18 protein-coding genes are annotated in these 19,122 nt (G+C 70.5%); 12 read left to right on the top strand and 6 right to left on the bottom strand.

Translation table 11 applies throughout. The features are described 5' to 3' along the window. The first annotated feature begins 145 nt into the window (after positions 1–145). From ACSHXN_RS13235 to mutM, 4 genes are all read left to right on the top strand, one after another. Positions 146–793, top strand: a complete 648-nt coding sequence (locus ACSHXN_RS13235) for a YceD family protein (protein WP_355131901.1) — start codon at positions 146–148, stop codon at positions 791–793. A 2-nt stretch (positions 794–795) separates the two neighbouring features. Next, the gene (gene rpmF, locus ACSHXN_RS13230; protein ID WP_003951102.1) at positions 796–969 is read left to right on the top strand and encodes a 50S ribosomal protein L32; all 174 of its coding nucleotides are present in this window, start codon (positions 796–798) and stop codon (positions 967–969) included. Positions 970–988: 19 nt separating this feature from the next. Beyond that, positions 989–1,816, top strand: a complete 828-nt coding sequence (rnc, locus tag ACSHXN_RS13225; RefSeq protein ID WP_355131819.1) for a ribonuclease III — start codon at positions 989–991, stop codon at positions 1,814–1,816. 165 nt (positions 1,817–1,981) lie between these two features. After that, complete coding sequence (gene mutM / locus ACSHXN_RS13220) at positions 1,982–2,836, top strand: bifunctional DNA-formamidopyrimidine glycosylase/DNA-(apurinic or apyrimidinic site) lyase (protein ID WP_356294852.1); 855 nt, start codon at positions 1,982–1,984, stop codon at positions 2,834–2,836. Here the strand turns inward: mutM and ACSHXN_RS13215 are convergent. The 4 genes from ACSHXN_RS13215 to ACSHXN_RS13200 form a co-directional block, all read right to left on the bottom strand. Then, complete coding sequence (locus ACSHXN_RS13215; RefSeq protein ID WP_355131821.1) at positions 2,833–3,219, bottom strand: winged helix-turn-helix transcriptional regulator; 387 nt, start codon at positions 3,217–3,219, stop codon at positions 2,833–2,835. The genes mutM and ACSHXN_RS13215 overlap by 4 nt on opposite strands. A 305-nt stretch (positions 3,220–3,524) precedes the next feature. Beyond that, complete coding sequence (locus tag ACSHXN_RS13210; protein ID WP_355131822.1) at positions 3,525–3,761, bottom strand: hypothetical protein; 237 nt, start codon at positions 3,759–3,761, stop codon at positions 3,525–3,527. 158 nt (positions 3,762–3,919) lie between these two features. Then, entirely contained in the window at positions 3,920–4,234 is a 315-nt protein-coding gene (locus ACSHXN_RS13205; protein WP_438303161.1) for a hypothetical protein, read from the bottom strand. A gap of 124 nt (positions 4,235–4,358) precedes the next feature. Further along, entirely contained in the window at positions 4,359–5,315 is a 957-nt protein-coding gene (locus tag ACSHXN_RS13200) for a CAP domain-containing protein (RefSeq protein ID WP_355131824.1), read from the bottom strand. 142 nt (positions 5,316–5,457) lie between these two features. Between ACSHXN_RS13200 and ACSHXN_RS13195 the strand changes: the two genes are divergently transcribed. The 4 genes from ACSHXN_RS13195 to ACSHXN_RS13180 all read left to right on the top strand — a co-directional run bounded on the left by ACSHXN_RS13195 (position 5,458) and on the right by ACSHXN_RS13180 (position 11,729). Continuing rightward, complete coding sequence (locus ACSHXN_RS13195; protein WP_355798663.1) at positions 5,458–5,739, top strand: acylphosphatase; 282 nt, start codon at positions 5,458–5,460, stop codon at positions 5,737–5,739. Between the two features lie 377 nt (positions 5,740–6,116). Beyond that, complete coding sequence (locus ACSHXN_RS13190) at positions 6,117–6,320, top strand: hypothetical protein (RefSeq protein ID WP_059131751.1); 204 nt, start codon at positions 6,117–6,119, stop codon at positions 6,318–6,320. A 214-nt stretch (positions 6,321–6,534) separates the two neighbouring features. Further along, positions 6,535–10,089 carry a chromosome segregation protein SMC gene (gene smc, locus ACSHXN_RS13185; protein WP_355131826.1) on the top strand — a complete coding sequence of 1,185 codons (3,555 nt, stop codon included), beginning with the start codon at positions 6,535–6,537 and terminating at the stop codon, positions 10,087–10,089. Positions 10,090–10,310: 221 nt separating this feature from the next. Further along, positions 10,311–11,729 carry a sugar porter family MFS transporter gene (locus ACSHXN_RS13180; protein WP_355131827.1) on the top strand — a complete coding sequence of 473 codons (1,419 nt, stop codon included), beginning with the start codon at positions 10,311–10,313 and terminating at the stop codon, positions 11,727–11,729. A gap of 154 nt (positions 11,730–11,883) precedes the next feature. Here ACSHXN_RS13180 and ACSHXN_RS13175 read toward each other — a convergent pair whose 3' ends face one another. Continuing rightward, positions 11,884–12,855 (bottom strand): LLM class flavin-dependent oxidoreductase, encoded by a 972-nt coding sequence (locus tag ACSHXN_RS13175; RefSeq protein ID WP_356111017.1) that lies wholly within the window; start codon positions 12,853–12,855, stop codon positions 11,884–11,886. 253 nt (positions 12,856–13,108) lie between these two features. Between ACSHXN_RS13175 and ftsY the strand changes: the two genes are divergently transcribed. Then, positions 13,109–14,311: a signal recognition particle-docking protein FtsY gene (gene ftsY / locus ACSHXN_RS13170; protein ID WP_355131829.1), complete on the top strand. Its 1,203-nt coding sequence runs from the start codon at positions 13,109–13,111 to the stop codon at positions 14,309–14,311. A 113-nt stretch (positions 14,312–14,424) separates the two neighbouring features. Here ftsY and ACSHXN_RS13165 read toward each other — a convergent pair whose 3' ends face one another. Then, positions 14,425–15,087: a bifunctional DNA primase/polymerase gene (locus ACSHXN_RS13165; RefSeq protein WP_355131830.1), complete on the bottom strand. Its 663-nt coding sequence runs from the start codon at positions 15,085–15,087 to the stop codon at positions 14,425–14,427. A 449-nt stretch (positions 15,088–15,536) separates the two neighbouring features. On the opposite strand from ACSHXN_RS13165, the gene nsdA reads away from it, so the two are divergent. The 3 genes from nsdA (at position 15,537) to ACSHXN_RS13150 (ending at position 19,113) form a co-directional block, all read left to right on the top strand. After that, positions 15,537–17,012, top strand: coding sequence for a transcriptional repressor NsdA (gene nsdA / locus ACSHXN_RS13160; RefSeq protein ID WP_355131831.1), 1,476 nt, complete (start codon positions 15,537–15,539; stop codon positions 17,010–17,012). 425 nt (positions 17,013–17,437) lie between these two features. Further along, positions 17,438–18,778 carry an ammonium transporter gene (locus ACSHXN_RS13155; RefSeq protein WP_355131832.1) on the top strand — a complete coding sequence of 447 codons (1,341 nt, stop codon included), beginning with the start codon at positions 17,438–17,440 and terminating at the stop codon, positions 18,776–18,778. Further along, entirely contained in the window at positions 18,775–19,113 is a 339-nt protein-coding gene (locus tag ACSHXN_RS13150; protein ID WP_003997576.1) for a P-II family nitrogen regulator, read from the top strand. The genes ACSHXN_RS13155 and ACSHXN_RS13150 overlap by 4 nt, the downstream gene beginning before the upstream one ends. The last annotated feature ends 9 nt before the right edge of the window (positions 19,114–19,122 follow it).

Genomic DNA, 19,122 nt, shown 5'->3' with positions numbered 1-19,122 from the left:
GGGAGTGTCCCGAACACCGGATTGGGCCGTGAGCGAAAGGTCCAGTATCCTGGCTCTTCGGTCGCGCGTACCGTCCGCGATCAAAGCTGCCCGCAGCTGACGGAGCGGCATCCCCTGGACCTGAAGACCGAAAGCAGGAACGGCCCTGAACGCCCGCCTCGACCACCGCAAGCCCCTCGTGTTCGACACACACGAGCTGGGGCGGCGTCCTGGTGCGCTGCAGCGCCTGACCAGGACGATCGAGGCTCCGAAGGACCTCGGTATCCAAGGGGTCGTCGGAGTACCGGAAGGCGCGCCGCTGGAGCTCGAACTCCGACTCGAGTCGGTCATGGAAGGGGTGCTCGTCACAGGCACCGCCCGTGCATCGGCCGAGGGGGAGTGCGTAAGGTGTCTGGAGCCGCTCGAGCTGGAGCTCGAAGCGGACTTCCAGGAGCTGTTCTCGTACCCTGACGCCGACGACCGGGGCCGTGTGATCGCGGAGCCGGGCGACGACGCCGAGGACGACGAGGACAGGTTCTTCCTCGAGGACGGACTTTTCGACCTCGAACCTCTGCTGCGCGATGCGGTGGTGCTCGCACTGCCGATGCAGCCGGTGTGCCGGGAAGACTGCCCGGGCCTGTGCTCCGAGTGCGGAGTGCGGCTCGCGGACGACCCGGACCACCACCATGACGCCGTCGACATCCGTTGGGCGGCACTGCAGGGACTCGCCGGCACCATGACGGACGGCGAGAAGGACGAGATGAGCGGCGGCGCGCTTCCATCAGCGCACGCCGACGAGAAGCAGGAGAAGTAGCCGTGGCTGTTCCGAAGCGGAAGATGTCGCGCAGCAACACGCGCCACCGCCGGTCGCAGTGGAAGGCTGCGGTCCCCACTCTGGTTGCGTGCGAGCGCTGCCACGAGCCCAAGCAGCAGCACATTGCGTGCCCGTCGTGCGGCACCTACAACAAGCGCCAGGTCCTCGAGGTCTGAGCGGCTGGTGAGAGGTGTGATGTCTGACGCCAAGGCGGACCCAAACGCCAAGAAGAAGGCGGAGAACACAGCCTCGTCCCACACGCTTCTGGAAGGGCGGCTCGGCTACAAGGTCGAGTCCGCCCTTCTGGTGCGTGCCCTGACTCATCGTTCGTACGCGTACGAGAACGGCGGTCTGCCGACGAACGAGCGACTGGAGTTCCTCGGGGACTCCGTGCTCGGCCTCGTCGTCACCGACACGCTGTACCGGACCCACCCGGACCTGCCCGAGGGCCAGCTGGCCAAGCTGCGGGCCGCGGTGGTCAACTCGCGTGCGCTGGCGGAGGTGAGCCGCGGACTCGACCTCGGCTCCTTCATCCGGCTCGGCCGGGGCGAAGAGGGCACGGGCGGCAGGGACAAGGCATCCATTCTGGCCGACACCCTTGAAGCGGTGATCGGCGCTGTCTATCTCGATCAGGGCCTGGACTCGGCGGGGGAGCTGGTGCACCGCCTGTTCGATCCGCTGATCGAGAAGTCCTCGAATCTCGGTGCCGGCCTGGACTGGAAGACCAGCCTCCAGGAGCTCACCGCGACCGAAGGGCTCGGCGTACCCGAGTACCTGGTCACGGAGACCGGCCCGGACCACGAGAAGACCTTTACTGCTGCCGCCCGCGTCGGAGGCGTCTCGTACGGCACCGGCACCGGCCGCAGCAAGAAGGAGGCGGAGCAGCAGGCCGCGGAGTCGGCCTGGCGTTCCATCCGTACGGACGCGGACGAGCGCGCCAAGGCGGAGGCCGAGGCGAAGGAGTCCCCCGACGGGGGATCCGGCACCGCTTCGGCCCCGGCGGGCGATCCGGCCACGGCCTGAATCCTTCATCGTCACGGACCCCGCCCGGCGCATCCGCCGGGCGGGGTCCGCGTCGTAGGGCCCTGGGTTCACCGCTGTCCGTGCGGCCGGCCGGAGACAGCCGGCGGCCCGTGATCACGAGGTACCCTGCGGACGTCGTCCCTGTTCACCCTTCCGGAGGTACCCGTGCCCGAGCTGCCCGAGGTCGAGGTCGTGCGGCGCGGCCTGGAGCGCTGGGTCGCCCACCGGACCGTGGCCGACGTGGAGGTGCTGCACCCGCGCGCCGTCCGCCGGCACATCGCGGGCGGCGAGGACTTCGCGCACCGGCTGAAGGGACAGCTCCTCGGCACGCCGAGCCGGCGCGGCAAGTACCTCTGGATCCCGGTGGAGACCACCGGCACGGCGATCCTGGCCCACCTCGGAATGAGCGGTCAGCTCCTCGTCCAGCCGCACGAGGCCGCGCAGGAGAAGCACCTCCGCATCCGCCTCCGGTTCGACGACGTCGTCGGCACCGAGCTGCGCTTCGTCGACCAGCGGACGTTCGGCGGTCTCTCCCTGCACGACACCGGCGCCGACGGGCTGCCCGACGTCATCGCGCACATCGCCTGCGACCCCCTCGACCCGCTCTTCGACGACGAGGCCTTCCACGGGGCGCTGCGCCGCAAGCGCACGACGATCAAGCGGGCCCTGCTCGACCAGTCGCTGATCAGCGGCGTCGGCAACATCTACGCGGACGAGGCGCTGTGGCGCGCCCGCGTCCACTACGAGCGCCCCACCGCGAACTTCACCCGGCCCCGTACCGCCGAACTCCTCGGCCACGTACGGGACGTGATGAACGCCGCGCTCGCCGTGGGCGGCACGAGCTTCGACAGTCTCTATGTCAACGTCAACGGGGAGTCGGGCTACTTCGACCGGTCGCTGGACGCCTACGGCCGGGAGGGGGAGCCGTGCCGGCGCTGCACCACACCGATGCGCCGCCGCCCCTGGATGAACCGCTCCAGCTACTTCTGCCCCACCTGCCAGCGGACGCCGAGGGCCTAGCCGTCCCGCTTCCCGTCGTACCGGTGACGGGCGGCGAGCACCTCGTCCATGTGCCCCTCCAGGGAGCGGATGAGGGCCAGCAGGCGCTCGGCGACCTCGTGGCCGAGCGGGGTGAGTTCGTAGTCGACGCGTGGCGGGTTCGTGGGCTGGGCCTCGCGGTGCACGAGACCGTCGCGCTCCAGCGCGTGGAGGGTCTGGGACAGCATCTTCTCGCTGACCCCGTCGACCCGCCGACGCAGCTCGTTGAACCGGAACGGACCCTCGTGCAGGGCTCCGAGAGTGAGTGCGCCCCAGCGGCCCGTGACGTGTTCCAGCGTGCCCCGTGACGGGCACGCCTTGGAGAAGACGTCGTACGGGAGGTCCCGCTCCTGCGCCGTGGTCATGCCCGCAGCGTACGCGACCTCGGCACTAACCGACAGGTTGCACTAACCGGGGGACAGCGCAGCGGGGCGCCCCGGGCCGGTGGCGCCGTCCGGCCGTGCAGGGGTGAACCCGCCTGTCGGCCGGCGGAGAGGTGCCCGGCGCGTGCTTCGGGAGTGCCCGGTGCCTCCACGGGCGCGGACCGCACGCGGGCCGACCCGACCTTGGGCCGCTGCCGCCGCCGTCACGGCTGACGCGAGGGGCGCCGACGACGGCCCGGGCCGGTCATGGGTCACGGCGACTGGCTGTGATGACGTGGGTCTCGGCGCTACAGACCGCGCAGCGCCTCGTACAGATCGCCATAGTCTGCCCAGCAGAAGACGCTGCCGTCGTCGTACAAACTGCCCATGTACCAGTCGTCGTCATGGACGGGCTTCACAAGGCACAGGTCGTGGAATCCAAGAACGATCTCCGGGTGCAGCACCTTGTCGGCGGCTCCGGGGCGGGCCACCCATTTCACCGCCCGTTGTGGATCCAGGGCGACTGCCTCGTGGTCCCCGGACATGCCACGGATCTGCTGAAGGGACCATCCCGCGGGTAGCTGTGCGTCTGCCGTCCGCGGATGATCTCACCCGCCAGGTGTGGAGCACCGTTTGATGAGCGAGGTGGGGTGAGTGCCACGTCGACCCGCGAACCATCCTTGTGGGCGGACCGTGGGGCCAGTCACCCGCCAACCACCGCCGTTCCCCGTGGCTCCCCGTTGCTTCCGGTCGGGACGGGCACGCGGCGGGCACGGCCGGGCCGGCGGGGCAACGGCTGCTCGCCTGTGCACCGCCAGGGCTTTCCGCGCCGGGCAAATCGACGCCGGACCACCCCGAGATCGATCAGGAACAGCACCGCTCCGGCGACGACCCAGCCCGCGGATCCGCCCTCGCCGTAGGTCTTGATGGCGAGCGCCAACAGCATTGTTCCGACCACTCCGCCTGCCAGGTCAAGGAGGATCTCCACTTGCCTCGCGGCCTTCGGCGAGTTGCTCACGGCATGATCGTGACAGGGAAAGGGGCGGCCGCCAAGGCCGGAGTCCTGCGGGGGCCGCCCCGGCTACGGGTGAGGGCCCCGAGACGGCCCGAGGGACCTCACAGGGCGCCGCCCCGCGGAGTGATCAGTAGCCGAAGTCCTGCGTCCACCAGGGGCCGCCGTCCCCGAAGTGCACTCCCACGCCCAGCGTCTGGAAGTCGCAGTTCAGTATGTTCGCGCGGTGGCCGGGGCTGTTCATCCAGGCGACCATGACGTCCTGTGCGGTCGCCTGGCCGCGGGCTATGTTCTCGCCGCCCAGGTCCGTTATGCCGAGCGCCGCGGCGCGGTCCCAGGGGTCCTGGCCGCTGGGGTCGGTGTGGTCGAAGAAGCCCTGCGCCGCCATGGCCTCGCTGAACCCCTCCGCCAGCTTCTTCAGCGGTCCGTTCGGGGTCACGGGGCTGCAGCCCACGTCGGCGCGCTCGTCGTTGACCAGCTTGAGGACCGCGGCAGCGGCCGCGCCCTCGGCGGTCACCTTCGCCGGAGGCGTGGTCTGCGGCTCGGTCGTCTCCTGCTGCACCGGAGGCGCGGCCGTCGCCGTCTTCGTCGCGGTCGGGGCCGGTGCCTTCGAGGGCTCCTTCGCCGGCGCCGAGGGGGCGGCCGAGGTGGACGGAGGCGGCGTGCTCGGTGCGGCCGCGCGGTCGTCGTCGCGGCTCGTGGAGGTGGATCCGCGGTCGTCGGCACTGCCGCTCGTGCCGCCCTGCTCGGTCGCGAAGCCGGACGGTGCGGCGCCCCCCGCCTGCGGGCCACCGGCGTCACCGCTCACGGTGAAGTGCTTGGCGCCCGGCAGCACCCCGGCGGCGACCGCCACGGTGCCGAGCGCGACGGCCGCGGAGACTCCCAGCAGACCCGTGCGTACCGGGGTCGCGGCCTTCTTCCTGCGGTGCGAGCGGTTCGCAAGCCGATCCGCTTCCAGCACCGCGGCGAAGCCGTAGAGGTTCTCCGGCCCGTAATCCTCCGTGGAGATCTGGTGCTTCTGCGTGACTTCGGTGGCGCGGCCCCCCGTGGCGGCGCGTCCGGCGGCGGAGCGTCGGTGGCGTCCCATCTGCTGGCCTTCCTGGTCTTGCGGTCAGCGCAACTCACTCGATCGAGTGAGTTTCACATGAGCTTCATATGGGTGGGGACGCTACCGCATGGCGCAAGGGGAGGAAGTGCCCACTGTGACATTGGCCGGTTAGCGTGCACCCATGAACGACGAAGCACGGCTTGTGGCATGGGTGCGCGGACGTGTCCAGGGCGTGGGTTTCCGCTGGTACACGCGGGCCAAGGCACTGGAGATCGGTGGCCTGAGGGGCTTCGCCTCCAATCTCGACGACGGTCGGGTCCAGGTGGTGGCGGAGGGGTCCCGGCACGGATGCGAGGTCCTGCTGGGCTGGCTCCGGGGCGACGACACACCCGGGCGGGTAGACGGAGTGACGGAGATTTGGGACACCCCGCGCGGCGGATACGACGGCTTCGCGATCCGCTGAGCCATGACCGGGTGACCGACCCGCACCAGCGCACGGACATGCCACCGGCACCTGCCCGAAGCAGAAAGGGCCTGGTGGTTGCCAAGAAACGCCGTGCGTGGCAGGCTCCGCAGATAAGAATGATCTCCACACCCGCAGGGGCCCGCAGGAGCCGCAGCGTCACCCGCCCGGGGCAGCGCGCGCACGGGTCGCCCCCGACGCAGGGTGTGATCGTGTTGACCGTCAAACTTTTTGGTGAGACGCTGAAAGCCCCGCGCACCTTAGCTGTTTGGCATGTAAGAACGGCGCAGAACTCAACAGTGCCAAGCATCGCGGGTGCGAATCCCTCACGACCCACACCGCATCGGTCGGTCACTCAGTGTGGAGGACCATCCATCATGGCAAAGGCGCTTCTCGGTTACGTCGGCGGCTCCGACCCGCGACTCCTCGCCGAGATGCGACGGCTCCAGCAGCGCGTCCAGGAGCTCGAGTCCGAGCTCGGACGAATCCAGGCGGAGAACGACGCGCTGACGGCTGCCGCTTCTCACGACAGGATCATGGAGAGCGTCGACGCACACCAGGCGGAGCCTGCGCTCACCTGATCACTGCATCGCTCCACAAAGGCACCAGCAGTGGTTGGGCAGCCCCTATCAACCGCTCAATTGTCAGAAGTTGCAAGGGACGCCTCGGCGTCCCTTCTTTCTTGCCCCCGCGCACCCCTTCAGTCTTCTTAACGGATGGTGTGCCCTGCGCGTTCAAGGGTGAAACCGCGGGTTCATGGAGTGAGATACCGGGCGGAAGGTAGAGTCCAGCGGCGTGCACCTCAAGGCCCTGACCCTTCGCGGCTTCAAGTCGTTCGCCTCGGCCACCACGCTCCGGTTCGAGCCGGGGATCACGTGTGTGGTCGGTCCGAACGGCTCGGGCAAGTCCAATGTCGTGGACGCGCTCAGCTGGGTCATGGGCGAGCAGGGGGCGAAGTCGCTGCGCGGCGGCAAGATGGAGGACGTCATCTTCGCCGGTACCACCGGGCGCCCTCCGCTCGGCCGCGCCGAGGTGTCACTGACCATCGACAACAGCGACGGGGCCCTCCCGATCGAGTACGCCGAGGTCACCATCACGCGGATCATGTTCCGCAACGGCGGCAGCGAGTACCAGATCAACGGCGACACCTGCCGGCTGCTCGACATCCAGGAGCTCCTCTCCGACTCCGGCATCGGCCGCGAGATGCACGTGATCGTCGGCCAGGGCCAGCTCGACTCCGTCCTGCACGCCGACCCCATGGGCCGCCGCGCCTTCATCGAAGAGGCCGCGGGCGTACTCAAGCACCGCAAGCGTAAGGAGAAGGCCCTCCGGAAGCTGGACGCCATGCAGGCGAACCTCGCCCGCGTCCAGGACCTCACCGACGAACTGCGCCGCCAGCTCAAACCGCTGGGACGGCAGGCGGCGGTCGCCCGCCGGGCGGCGGTGATCCAGGCCGATCTCCGGGACGCCCGGCTGCGGCTGCTCGCCGACGACCTCGTACGGCTGCGGGAAGGACTCAAGGCCGAGATCGCGGACGAGGCGGCGCTCAAGGAGCGCAAAGAGGCCGCCGAGGCCGAACTGAAGAAGGCACTGCAGCGCGAGGCGCTTCTGGAGGACGAGGTCCGGCAGCTGACGCCACGTCTGCAGCGCGCCCAGCAGACCTGGTACGAGCTGTCGCAGCTCGCGGAGCGGGTGCGCGGCACGATCTCGCTCGCCGACGCCCGGGTGAAGAGCGCCACCTCGGCGCCCCCGGAGGAGCGGCGTGGACGCGACCCCGAGGACATGGAGCGCGAGGCCGAGCGCATTCGCGAGCAGGAGGCCGAACTGGAGGCCGCCCTCGAGGCGGCCGAGCGCGCGCTGGACGACACCGTCGCGCACCGGTCCGAACTGGAGCGCGAACTTGCGATCGAGGAGCGGCGGCTGAAGGACGCGGCCCGCGCCATCGCCGACCGCCGTGAGGGCTTGGCCCGGCTGAACGGCCAGGTCAACGCGGCCCGTTCGCGGGCCGCCTCCGCGCAGGCCGAGATCGACCGCCTCGCCGCCGCCCGGGACGAGGCACAGGAACGCGCCGCCGTCGCCCAGGAGGAGTACGAGACGCTGAAGGCCGAGGTCGACGGCCTCGACGCGGGCGACGCCGACCTGGCCGAGCAGCACGAGGCCGCGAAACGGGCCTTCGCCGGTGCGGAAGCCGCCCTGTCGGCCGCCCGCGAGGCGGCCACCACCGCCGAACGCCGGCGCGCCGCGGTCGCGGCCCGCCACGAGGCGCTCGCCCTGGGACTGCGCCGCAAGGACGGCACGGGCGCCCTGCTCGAGGCGAGGGACCGTCTCACCGGTCTGCTCGGTCCCGCGGCCGAACTGCTCTCCGTGACCCCGGGCCATGAGGTGCCCCTCGCGGCCGCCTTCGGGGTGGCCGCGGACGCCGTCGCGGTCACCACACCCGGCGCCGCCGCCGAGGCGATCCGGCTGCTGCGCAAGCAGGACGCAGGGCGGGCGGCCCTGCTGCTGAGCGGCGCCCCCGACGCGGTACCCGAGCAGGCACCGGCCCCCGGGGCCGTGCACGCGGCCGACCTCGTCCGCGGTCCCGCCGAGCTGATGCCCGCCGTGCGGCGGCTGCTGCGCGGCGTCGTCGTGGTGGGCGGCCTCGAGGACGCCGAGGAACTCGTCCACCGGCGGCCCGATCTGACCGCCGTCACCGCCGAGGGTGATCTCCTCGGAGCGCATTTCGCGCACGGCGGCTCCGCCGGTGTGCCCAGCCTGCTCGAGGTGCAGGCCTCCGTCGACGAGGCCGCCGCCGAGCTGGAAGAACTCGCCGTCAGATGCGAGGAGCTGACCGAGGAGCAGCGGCAGGCGGGCGAGGGCCGCAAGGAGAGTGCCCAGCTCGTCGACGAGCTGGGGGAGCGCCGGCGTGCGGCCGAGCGCGAGAAGTCCGCCGTCGCCCAGCAGCTGGGGCGGCTGGCAGGCCAGGCGCGCGGTGCCGCGGGGGAGGCCGAGCGCTCCACCGCGGCCGCCGCCCGGGCGCAGGAGGCCCTGGAGAAGGCCCTGGGAGAGGTCGAGGAACTCGCCGAGCGGCTCGCCGTCGCCGAGGAGATGCCGGTGGAGGAGGAGCCCGACACCTCCGTGCGGGACCGGCTCGCCGCCGACGGGGCCAACGCGCGCCAGACCGAGATGGAGGCCAGGCTCCAGGTCCGTACGCACGAGGAGCGGGTCAAGGGGCTGGCCGGACGTGCCGACTCCCTCGACCGGGCCGCCCGTGCCGAACGGGAGGCCCGCGCCCGCGCCGAACAGCGGCGGGCCCGGCTGCGCCACGAGGCCGCCGTCGCGGAGGCCGTCGCCTCCGGCGCCCGGCAGCTCCTCTCGCACGTCGAGATCTCCTTGGGCCGGGCGGAGGCCGAGCGCACCGCCGCGGACGCCGCCAAGACCCGCCGTGAGCAGGAGCTCGCCACCGCCCGCACGGAGGGCCGCGACCTGAAGTCCGAGCTCGACAAGCTCACGGACTCCGTGCACCGCGGTGAGGTGCTCGGCGCCGAGAAGCGGCTGCGCATAGAGCAGCTGGAGACCAAGGCGCTGGAGGAACTCGGTGTCGAGCCGGCGGGGCTGATCGCCGACTACGGTCCCGACCAGCCGGTGCCGCCGTCGCTGCCCGCCGAGGGTGAGGAGCTGCCCGAGGACCCCGAGCACCCGCGCAACCAGCCGCGCCGCTTCGTCCGCGGCGAGCAGGAGAAGCGGCTCAAGGCCGCGGAGCGCGCGTATCAGCAGCTCGGCAAGGTCAACCCGCTCGCGCTTGAGGAGTTCGCGGCGCTGGAGGAGCGCCACAAGTTCCTCAGCGAGCAGCTCGAGGACCTCAAGAAGACGCGTGCCGACCTGCTTCAGGTGGTGAAGGAGGTCGACGAGCGCGTCGAGCAGGTCTTCACCGAGGCCTACCGGGACACCGCCCGTGAGTTCGAGGGCGTCTTCAGCCGGCTCTTCCCCGGCGGCGACGGGCGGCTCGTGCTGACCGACCCGGACAACATGCTCACCACGGGCGTCGACGTCGAGGCACGACCGCCGGGCAAGAAGGTCAAGCGGCTCTCGCTGCTCTCCGGCGGCGAGCGGTCGCTGACCGCCGTCGCACTGCTCGTGTCCATCTTCAAGGCGCGTCCCAGCCCGTTCTACGTCATGGACGAGGTCGAGGCCGCCCTCGACGACACCAACCTGCAGAGGCTGATCCGCATCATGCAGGAGCTGCAGGAGGCCTCGCAGCTGATCGTGATCACGCACCAGAAGCGCACGATGGAGGTGGCCGACGCGCTGTACGGCGTCTCCATGCAGGGCGACGGTGTGTCGAAGGTCATCTCCCAGCGGCTGCGCTGACCGGGTGCGACCTGCAACGGTCCCTCGCACATCGCACGTTGCGTTCAACTACTGAACACTAACCCCCCATCATGGCGTGCAAAGTCACAGTGCCCGGCTGTTGATTTCGAAACTTGAAGGCATAGTCTCGGCAACGTTGCTTTTACCTTCAGGTCTCGCTACCTGACAGGGCTCACCCCCCACCCCCGGCGGCGTTGCCGGTGGCCCGAGGAGTTACACACGTGACCAGCACAGCGCAGGCACCTCAGCCAGGAGCCGGGACGGCTCACCCCGATCATCTCGGGCACGTCATCTTCATCGCAGCGGCGGCCGCGATGGGCGGCTTCCTCTTCGGCTACGACAGTTCCGTGATCAACGGCGCCGTCGAGGCCATCCGGACCCGGTACGACATCGGGTCCGCCGCGCTGGCCCAGGTCATCGCCATCGCCCTGATCGGCTGCGCCATCGGTGCCGCCACCGCCGGCCGCATAGCCGACCGCATCGGCCGCATCCGGTGCATGCAGATCGCCGCCGTCCTCTTCACGATCAGCGCCGTCGGTTCCGCGCTGCCCTTCGCTCTGTGGGACCTCGCCCTGTGGCGCATCGTCGGCGGCTTCGCGATCGGCATGGCCTCCGTGATCGGCCCCGCCTACATCGCCGAGGTCGCCCCACCGGCCTACCGCGGCCGGCTCGGCTCCTTCCAGCAGGCGGCGATCGTCGTCGGCATCGCCATCTCGCAGCTGGTCAACTGGGGTCTGCTGAACGCCGCGGGCGGCGACCAGCGCGGCAAGCTGATGGGCCTGGAGGCCTGGCAGGTCATGCTCGGCGTCATGGTCGTCCCGGCCGTCCTGTACGGTCTGCTCTCCTTCGCCATCCCCGAGTCCCCGCGATTCCTGCTCTCCGTCGGCAGGCGTGAGCGCGCCCGGGAGATCCTCGCCGAGGTCGAGGGCGAGGACGCCGACCTGGACGCCCGTGTCGCCGAGATCGAGCACGCCATGAAGAGCGAGCACACGTCGGCCTTCAAGGACCTGCTGGGCGGTGGCTTCTTCTTCAAGCCGATCGTCTGGATCGGCATCGGCCTGTCCGTCTTCCAGCAGTTCGTCGGCATCAACGTCGCGTTCTACTACTCCTCGACGCTGTGGCAGTCGGTCGGCGTCGACCCGGCGGACTCCTTCTTCTACTCGTTCACGACGTCGATCATCAACATCGTCGGCACCGTGATCGCGATGATCTTCGTGGACCGCGTCGGCCGCAAGCCGCTCGCGATCATCGGTTCGGTCGGCATGGTGGTCGGCCTCGCCCTGGAGGCCTGGGCGTTCTCCTCCCACCTCGTCGACGGCAGGCTCCCGGGCACCCAGGGCTGGGTGGCCCTGGTCGCCGCGCATGTGTTCGTCCTCTTCTTCGCCCTGTCCTGGGGTGTGGTCGTCTGGGTCATGCTCGGCGAGATGTTCCCGAACAAGATCCGCGCCGCCGCCCTGGGTGTGGCCGCCGCCGCGCAGTGGATCGCCAACTGGGCCATCACCGCGAGCTTCCCGTCGCTGGCCGACTGGAACCTCTCCGTGACCTACGTGATCTACGCGGTCTTCGCCGCGCTCTCCGTCCCGTTCGTCCTGAAGTTCGTGAAGGAGACGAAGGGCAAGGCGCTGGAGGAGATGGGCTGACCCGTCACTTCGAGCTCGAGGAGAAGGGCCAAGTCCCCGCTGCCCCTCTCCTCGAACCCGTCGCCGCCCGGCTCGGCCCGTGCCCGAGCCGGGCGGCGCGTTCCTCCGCGCGGACGGCTCCGACGCCTGCCCCCGGGCTCGGCGCCCCCGAGGGTCAGTCCTCCAGCCGGGGGAGCACGTTTTCGCAGAACAGCCGCAGGCTGCGCCAGCCCTCGTCCACCGGCATCCCGCCGGACAGCGGGTGCAGAACGTGGTGGTCCAGGCCGAGGGCAACGCACGCGTCGGGTGTGAGGATGCGGTAGACGCCCTCCGTCCGCAGCTCCTCCACCGTGGTGGCCGCCGACTTCACGGCCGAGCGGATGTCACCGGACTGCCAGGAGGCGTAGGTGCGCGCCTCGTGCAGGAAATGCCGGCCGTAGAGGGCCCACGCCCGGTCCGGGTCCTCCGCGATGTGCAGCAGCGGGGTCTCGGCTGCGGGCATCATCGTCCAGCCCTCGGTGCCGTACTCGACGAGCCGTTCCTTGTAGTACGACTCCAGTTCCGGCAGGTGCGCGCTCGGGAAGAACGGGAGGCCGAGGCGGGCGGCGCGGCGGGCCGCGGCCTTCGAGGAGCCGCCGACCAGCAGCAGGGGATGAGGCTCGGTGCACGGACGCGGGGTGACGCGCACGGTACGGCCGCGGAACGGGAACTCCTCGCCGGTCCACGCCTTCAGCAGGGTCTCGAGGAGCTCGTCCTGAAGCCTGCCGCGTGCCTTCCAGTCGACGTCGAAGAGGGCGTACTCCTCGGGCCGGTAGCCGATCCCGGCGACGGTGACCAGCCTGCCGCCGCTGAGCAGGTCCAGTACGGCGATCTCCTCGGCCAGGCGCAGCGGATCGTGCAGCGGGCCGATCGCCGCTGAGACGGTCACCGCGAGCCTGCTGGTCGCGCCGAAGACCGCTCCCGCGAAGGTGAACGGGGAGGGCAGCCAGTTGTTCGCCACCCCGTGGTGCTCCTCCGTCTGGACGGTGGTGACCCCCCGCTCGTCGGCGTACGCGGCCATCTCCAGGGCGGCCCGGTAGCGGGCGCTCAGCGACGACGGTGTGGCGTCGGGCTCGACGAGGTTGAAACGTACGACCGTGACGGGCATGGCGGGTCCCCTTAGCCTTGGCCGGGCAGGGTGTGCGGGGGGACGTTATCTGACGATGCGTCAGACATCCAGGGATGCGTGCCCCGGACCGCTGCCGCCGGCGACGGCAAGGGCGGTCGTCGGTCGCTGGTGATCGCGCACCCGGGGGCTCCCGGCGAACCGGGGCCGGACCCGGACCGGCCCGGCGGGGCCCGTGAGACCCCGCGCGTAGAACGAACGGCCGAGCGGTAGGTCACGCCATACTGGACGGGTTATGGAAATCGTCATCCTTGCTGTAGTCATCGCCGTGGTCGTGATCGGCGCGCTCGGCGGGCTCCTCATCGGCAGTCGGCGCCGGAAGTCGCTGCCTCCGGCGCCCCCGAAGACGCCCGACATCACCGCCCCTCCGGCCGAGCCGCACGTAGGCGAAGAGGCCGAGACACCGCGCGACGAGGAGCGCCGGACGATCGAGGAGGTGGACCTCCCAGGGGGTTCCGCCCCCGTCGTCGTCGAGGAGCCGCCCACCGTCGAGGCGCCCCCGATCGAGATCCCCGAGCCCACCGCCGGCCGCCTGGTCCGGTTGCGCTCCCGGCTGTCCCGCTCGCAGAACGCGCTCGGCAAGGGGCTGCTCACGCTGCTGTCCCGCGAGCACCTCGACGACGAGACCTGGGAGGAGATCGAGGACACGCTGCTCACCGCCGATGTCGGCGTGCAGCCCACCCAGGAACTGGTCGAGCGGCTGCGTGAGCGCGTGAAGGTGCTCGGCACCCGCACACCCGCGGAGCTGCGCGGGCTGCTGCGTGAGGAACTGCTCACGCTGGTCGGCACCGACATGGACCGCGTCGTCCGGACCGAGCCCGAAAGCACCAAGCCCGGCATCGTGATGGTCGTCGGGGTGAACGGCACCGGCAAGACCACCACCACCGGCAAGCTCGCCCGCGTCCTCGTGGCCGACGGGCGCACCGTCGTCCTCGGTGCCGCCGACACCTTCCGCGCCGCCGCCGCCGATCAGTTGCAGACCTGGGGCGAGCGGGTGGGTGCCTACACCGTGCGCGGGCCGGAGGGCGGCGACCCCGCCTCCGTCGCCTTCGACGCGGTCAAGGAGTGCAAGGAGATGGGCTACGACGTCGTGCTCATCGACACCGCGGGCCGGCTGCACACCAAGACCGGCCTCATGGACGAGCTCGGCAAGGTCAAGCGCGTCGTGGAGAAGCACGCCCCGCTCGACGAGGTACTGCTGGTGCTCGACGCCACGACCGGGCAGAACGGTCTCGTCCAGGCGCGAGTCTTCGCCGAGGTCGTCGACATCACCGGCATCGTGCTCACCAAGCTCGACGGCACGGCCAAGGGCGGCATCGTGGTCGCGGTCCAGCGCGAGCTGGGCGTGCCGGTCAAGCTGGTGGGTCTCGGCGAGGGCGCCGACGACCTGGCGCCGTTCGAGCCGGAGGCGTTCGTGGATGCGCTTATCGGCGACTGACGGCTCCCGCGAGGCGCACGGTCGCCTCACCGCGGTAAGCGATCAGGGCCCCACTCCATGGTGCGAACGGAGTGGGGCCCTTCTGTCTCCGCCGTGCCGGGGACGCGGCCGGCTCAGGCGCGTGAGCGGTGTGCCACGTAGGCGAGTGTGCCGATCAGCAGGCGCGCGGCCGGTGGGCGCGTCGCCGAGTCGAGGGCGGGGGAGCGCAGCCAGCGGACCGGGCCGAGGCCGGCGCGGTCCGAGGGCGGGGCGGTGATGTGCGCGCCGGGGCCGAGCGCGTGCAGGTCGAGGTCCGTGTCGTCCCACGCCATCCGGTACAGCAACGCGGGCAGTTCGGCAGCGGAGCCGGGGGCGACGAAGAAGTGGGCGCGGCCCTCCGGGGTCGCCGTCACCGGGCCGAGGGGGAGGCCCATGCGCTCCAGCCGGACGAGGGCGCGCCGGCCGGCCGCCTCGGCGACCTCGATCACGTCGAACGCCCGGCCGACCGGCAGCATCACCGCGGCGCCCGGGACCTCCGCCCAGGCCCGGGTCGCCTCGTCGAGCGTGGAGCCCGCGCCGACGGCCGGCGCGAAGTCCAGTGGATGCGCACCCGGCCTGGCACAGTCGCTCCTGCCGCACGAGCACGCACCCGCGACCGCCCGTGCGCCGGGCACCACGTCCCAGCCCCACAGGCCGGTGTACTCGGCCACGACCGTGCACTCCGAGGAGCGGCCCCGACGCCGAGCGCCGGGCCTGATGTCGCGGATCGCCCGCGTGCCGCCGATCGTGAAGCCCATGCCCCCTCCAACGGGTCCAGCGCGCTGGTGGTTACGCGACGGAACGGGATCGTGACTCCGAGTGCCCGATCCGCCTGTGGTCGCCGTGTGGTCCGGACGGCGTCCAGGTGCATGCCGGGTGGTGCGTCCGGTCGCGTGCGCCGGTGGGTGCACCGCTCCATCCGCTGCCGGCTGTCATGTGTCAAGTGAATCGTGCGGAGGCCACAGTGAGTTCATTCGAAGGGGTGGCGAATGGTGGCGTTTCTGGAATCGCCATGGCTGGGTGCGTGATCGTAGGATTACTTTGAGTGCACAAACCCTGGGGATGCACGCACTCGTGGGTATGCCGGGGGCAAGCAGGTTCCCGTCCGGCGAGTGAGAACTGGCGGACGCGGGACCGTATTCAACGGCATTCTGGTAGGGCTTTGCGCACACAGCGCACAAGTGGTGTGAAGGATGGGGGCGTTCCGGTGGGCGACAACGGCGGAGGCGGTACGAACGCTGACAAGCGCCCCAATGAGCTGCTCGGCTCATGGTTCGCGCGCAGCGGCTGGTCCAAGGGCGAGCTTGCGCGCCAAGTGAACAGGCGTGCCCGCCAGTTGGGCGCCAGCCACATCTCCACCGACACCTCGAGGGTGCGCCGCTGGCTCGACGGGGAGAACCCGCGCGAGCCGATCCCGCGGATCCTCTCGGAGCTGTTCTCCGAGCGCTTCGGCTGTGTGGTCGCCGTCGAGGACATCGGGCTGCGCACCGCCCATCAGTCACCCTCCGTGTCCGGCATCGACCTGCCGTGGACGGGACCGCAGACGGTCGCGCTGATCAGCGAGTTCTCGCGCAGCGACCTGATGCTGGCCCGGCGCGGCTTCCTCGGCAGCTCGCTTGCCCTGTCCGCGGGCCCGGCCCTCATCGAACCCATGCAGCGCTGGCTCGTGCCGGGCCCCGCCGCCCCGCGCGAGGACCTCGAGTCCGCCTGGCCCGGGCGCGGCCGCGGCCGGCTGTCCAAGCCCGAGCTCGACCTCCTCGAGACCACCACCGTGATGTTCCGCAAATGGGATGCCCAGTGCGGGGGCGGGCTGCGCCGCAAGGCCGTCGTCGGCCAGCTCCACGAGGTGACCGACCTCCTGCAGGAACCGCAGACCGAGGCCACCGCCAGGCGGCTGTTCAAGGTCGCGGCGGAGCTCGCCGAACTGGCGGGCTGGATGAGCTACGACGTCGGACTGCAGCCCACCGCGCAGAAGTACTTCGTCCTCGCCCTGCACGCCGCCAAGGAGGCGGGCGAGAAGCCGCTCGGCTCGTACATCCTCTCCAGCATGAGCCGCCAGATGATCCACCTCGGCCGGCCCGACGACGCCCTGGAGCTCATCCATCTGGCGCAGTACGGCAGCCGGGACTGTGCGAGCCCGCGCACCCAGTCGATGCTGTATGCGATGGAGGCGCGCGCGTACGCGAACATGGGCCAGCCGGGCAAGTGCAAGCGGGCCGTGCGGATGGCCGAGGACACCTTCGCCGACGCGCTCGAGTTCGACGAGCCCGAGCCGGACTGGATCCGCTTCTTCTCCGAGGCGGAGCTCTACGCCGAGAACTCCCACTCGTTCCGTGATCTGGCCTATGTCGCGGGCCGCAGTCCCGCGTACGCCTCCCTCGCCGAGCCCTTGATGCGGCAGGCCGTCGAGCGCTTCGCCGACGACAGCGAGCACCAGCGGTCGTACGCCCTCAATCTCATCGGCATGGCGACCGTGCATCTCCTTCAGCGCGAGCCCGAGGAGAGCGCGGTGCTGGCCAGGCGGTCCATGGAGATCGCGAAGAAGGTGCGCTCCGAACGCGTCAACACGCGTATCCGAAAGACCGTCGACACGGCTGTACGCGATTTCGGTGATCTTTCGGAGGTCGTCGAACTGACCGACCATCTCGCCACCCATCTGCCGGAGACCGCGGACGCGGTCTGACCCCCCGGGCCCACGCAGTCCAAGGGCCCCCTGGGACCCCGGCCGCGGCCGCCATCCCGAACCGCCCGACTCGGCTCCCCCATGCCAGGTCATAGGATGGCCGTCGCGGTCGGCCTGCTTTTCCGCCACCGCTGCACGACACACCCGACGGCACCCGGCCGGCCCGGAGCGGGCGCACGCCGAAGGGCGCGAAGCCGCGTCCTCGTCGAGGATTGCGTCACGGGAACGACCGACACGGTCGGCAGCCGGTAGTTCATCAAGGCGTAACACGCTCGGCGCCTTCGTCACTGCGGTGAAACATCGAGGGGCTTCCACGGAAACGGCGCTGCGCCAGTCTCATGGCGCATAACCGGCCCACCCCTCACTGATCCGGACCGCTCAGGCTTCGCCCGCACGGGGCCGTACCAACCGACGAGGAGACGCCGATGGCACCAGCCGCCATCATGCTTGCGGCGGACGCACCCAAGCTGTCGTCCGCCAACACAGGATTCATGCTGATCTGCTCCGCCCTGGTGATGCTCATGACCCCGGGCCTCGCCTTCTTCTACGGAGGCATGGTCCGCGTCAAAAGCACCCTGAACATGCTGATGATGAGCTTCATCAGCCTGGGGATCGTCACCATCCTGTGGGTGCTCTACGGCTTCTCCCTGGCCTTCGGCACCGACAAGGGATCGATCGTCGGCTGGACCTCCGACTGGGTCGGTTTCAGCGGCATCGGCACGATGGACCTCTGGCCCGGCTACACCATCCCGGTCTTCGTCTTCGCCGTCTTCCAGCTGATGTTCGCCATCATCACGCCCGCCCTGATAAGCGGCGCCCTGGCGGACCGTGTGAAGTTCTCCGCCTGGGCTGTGTTCCTGGTGCTGTGGGTCACGATCGTGTACTTCCCGGTCGCCCACTGGGTCTGGGGAGCCGGCGGCTGGGCCTATGAGCTCGGTGTGATCGACTTCGCCGGCGGTACGGCCGTCCACATCAACGCGGGCGCCGCGGCGCTCGGCGTCATCCTGGTCATCGGCAAGCGCGTCGGATTCAAGAAGGACCCGATGCGTCCGCACAGCCTCCCGCTGGTCATGCTCGGCGCCGGCCTCCTGTGGTTCGGCTGGTTCGGCTTCAATGCCGGCTCCTGGCTCGGCAACGACGACGGCGTCGGCCCGCTGATGTTCGTCAACACCCAGATCGCCACCGCGGCCGCCATGCTGGCCTGGCTCGCCTACGAGAAGATCCGCCACGGTGCGTTCACCACGCTGGGCGCCGCCTCCGGTGCCGTGGCCGGCCTGGTCGCGATCACCCCGTCCGGCGGTGCGGTCTCCCCGCTCGGCGCGATCGCGGTCGGCGCCATCGCCGGTGTCGCCTGCGCCGCGGCGGTGGGCCTGAAGTTCCGGTTCGGCTTCGACGACTCGCTCGATGTCGTCGGTGTCCACATGGTCGGTGGTGTCATCGGCTCCCTGCTCATCGGCTTCTTCGCGAGCGGCAAGGGACAGTCCGACGTCAAGGGCATCTTCTACGGCGGCGGCCCCGACCAGCTCTGGAAGCAGTGCGCCGGTGTCTTCGCGGTGCTGGCCTACTCCCTGGTGGTCTCCGCGGTTCTCGCCTTCCTCCTCGACAAGACCATGGGCATGCGTGTCACCGAGGACGAGGAAGTGTCCGGCATCGACCAGGCCGAGCACGCCGAGACCGCATACGACTTCAGCGGCGCGGGCGGCGGGATCGTCGGCTCCGCCGCCTCGGTCCTGGCCGCCGCGCAGAGCAAGAAGGTGGACGCATGAAGCTCATCACCGCCGTCGTGAAGCCCCACCGGCTCGACGAGATCAAGGAGGCCCTTCAGGCCTTCGGGGTCCACGGCCTGACGGTCACCGAGGCGAGCGGTTACGGTCGTCAGCGGGGACACACCGAGGTCTACCGGGGCGCCGAGTACACGGTCGACCTGGTCCCCAAGATCCGCATCGAGGTGTTGGCCGAGGACGACGACGCCGAACAGCTGATCGACGTCATCGTCAAGGCGGCCCGCACCGGCAAGATCGGAGACGGCAAGGTCTGGTCCCTCCCGGTGGAGACGGCGGTCCGGGTCCGGACCGGCGAGCGTGGGCCGGACGCGCTGTAAGGCACCAAG

Origin of the sequence: Streptomyces sp. HUAS TT11 (assembly GCF_051553595.1) — a bacterium.
Classification (GTDB): domain Bacteria; phylum Actinomycetota; class Actinomycetes; order Streptomycetales; family Streptomycetaceae; genus Streptomyces.
This window is presented reverse-complemented; position numbering and strand designations above follow the sequence as displayed.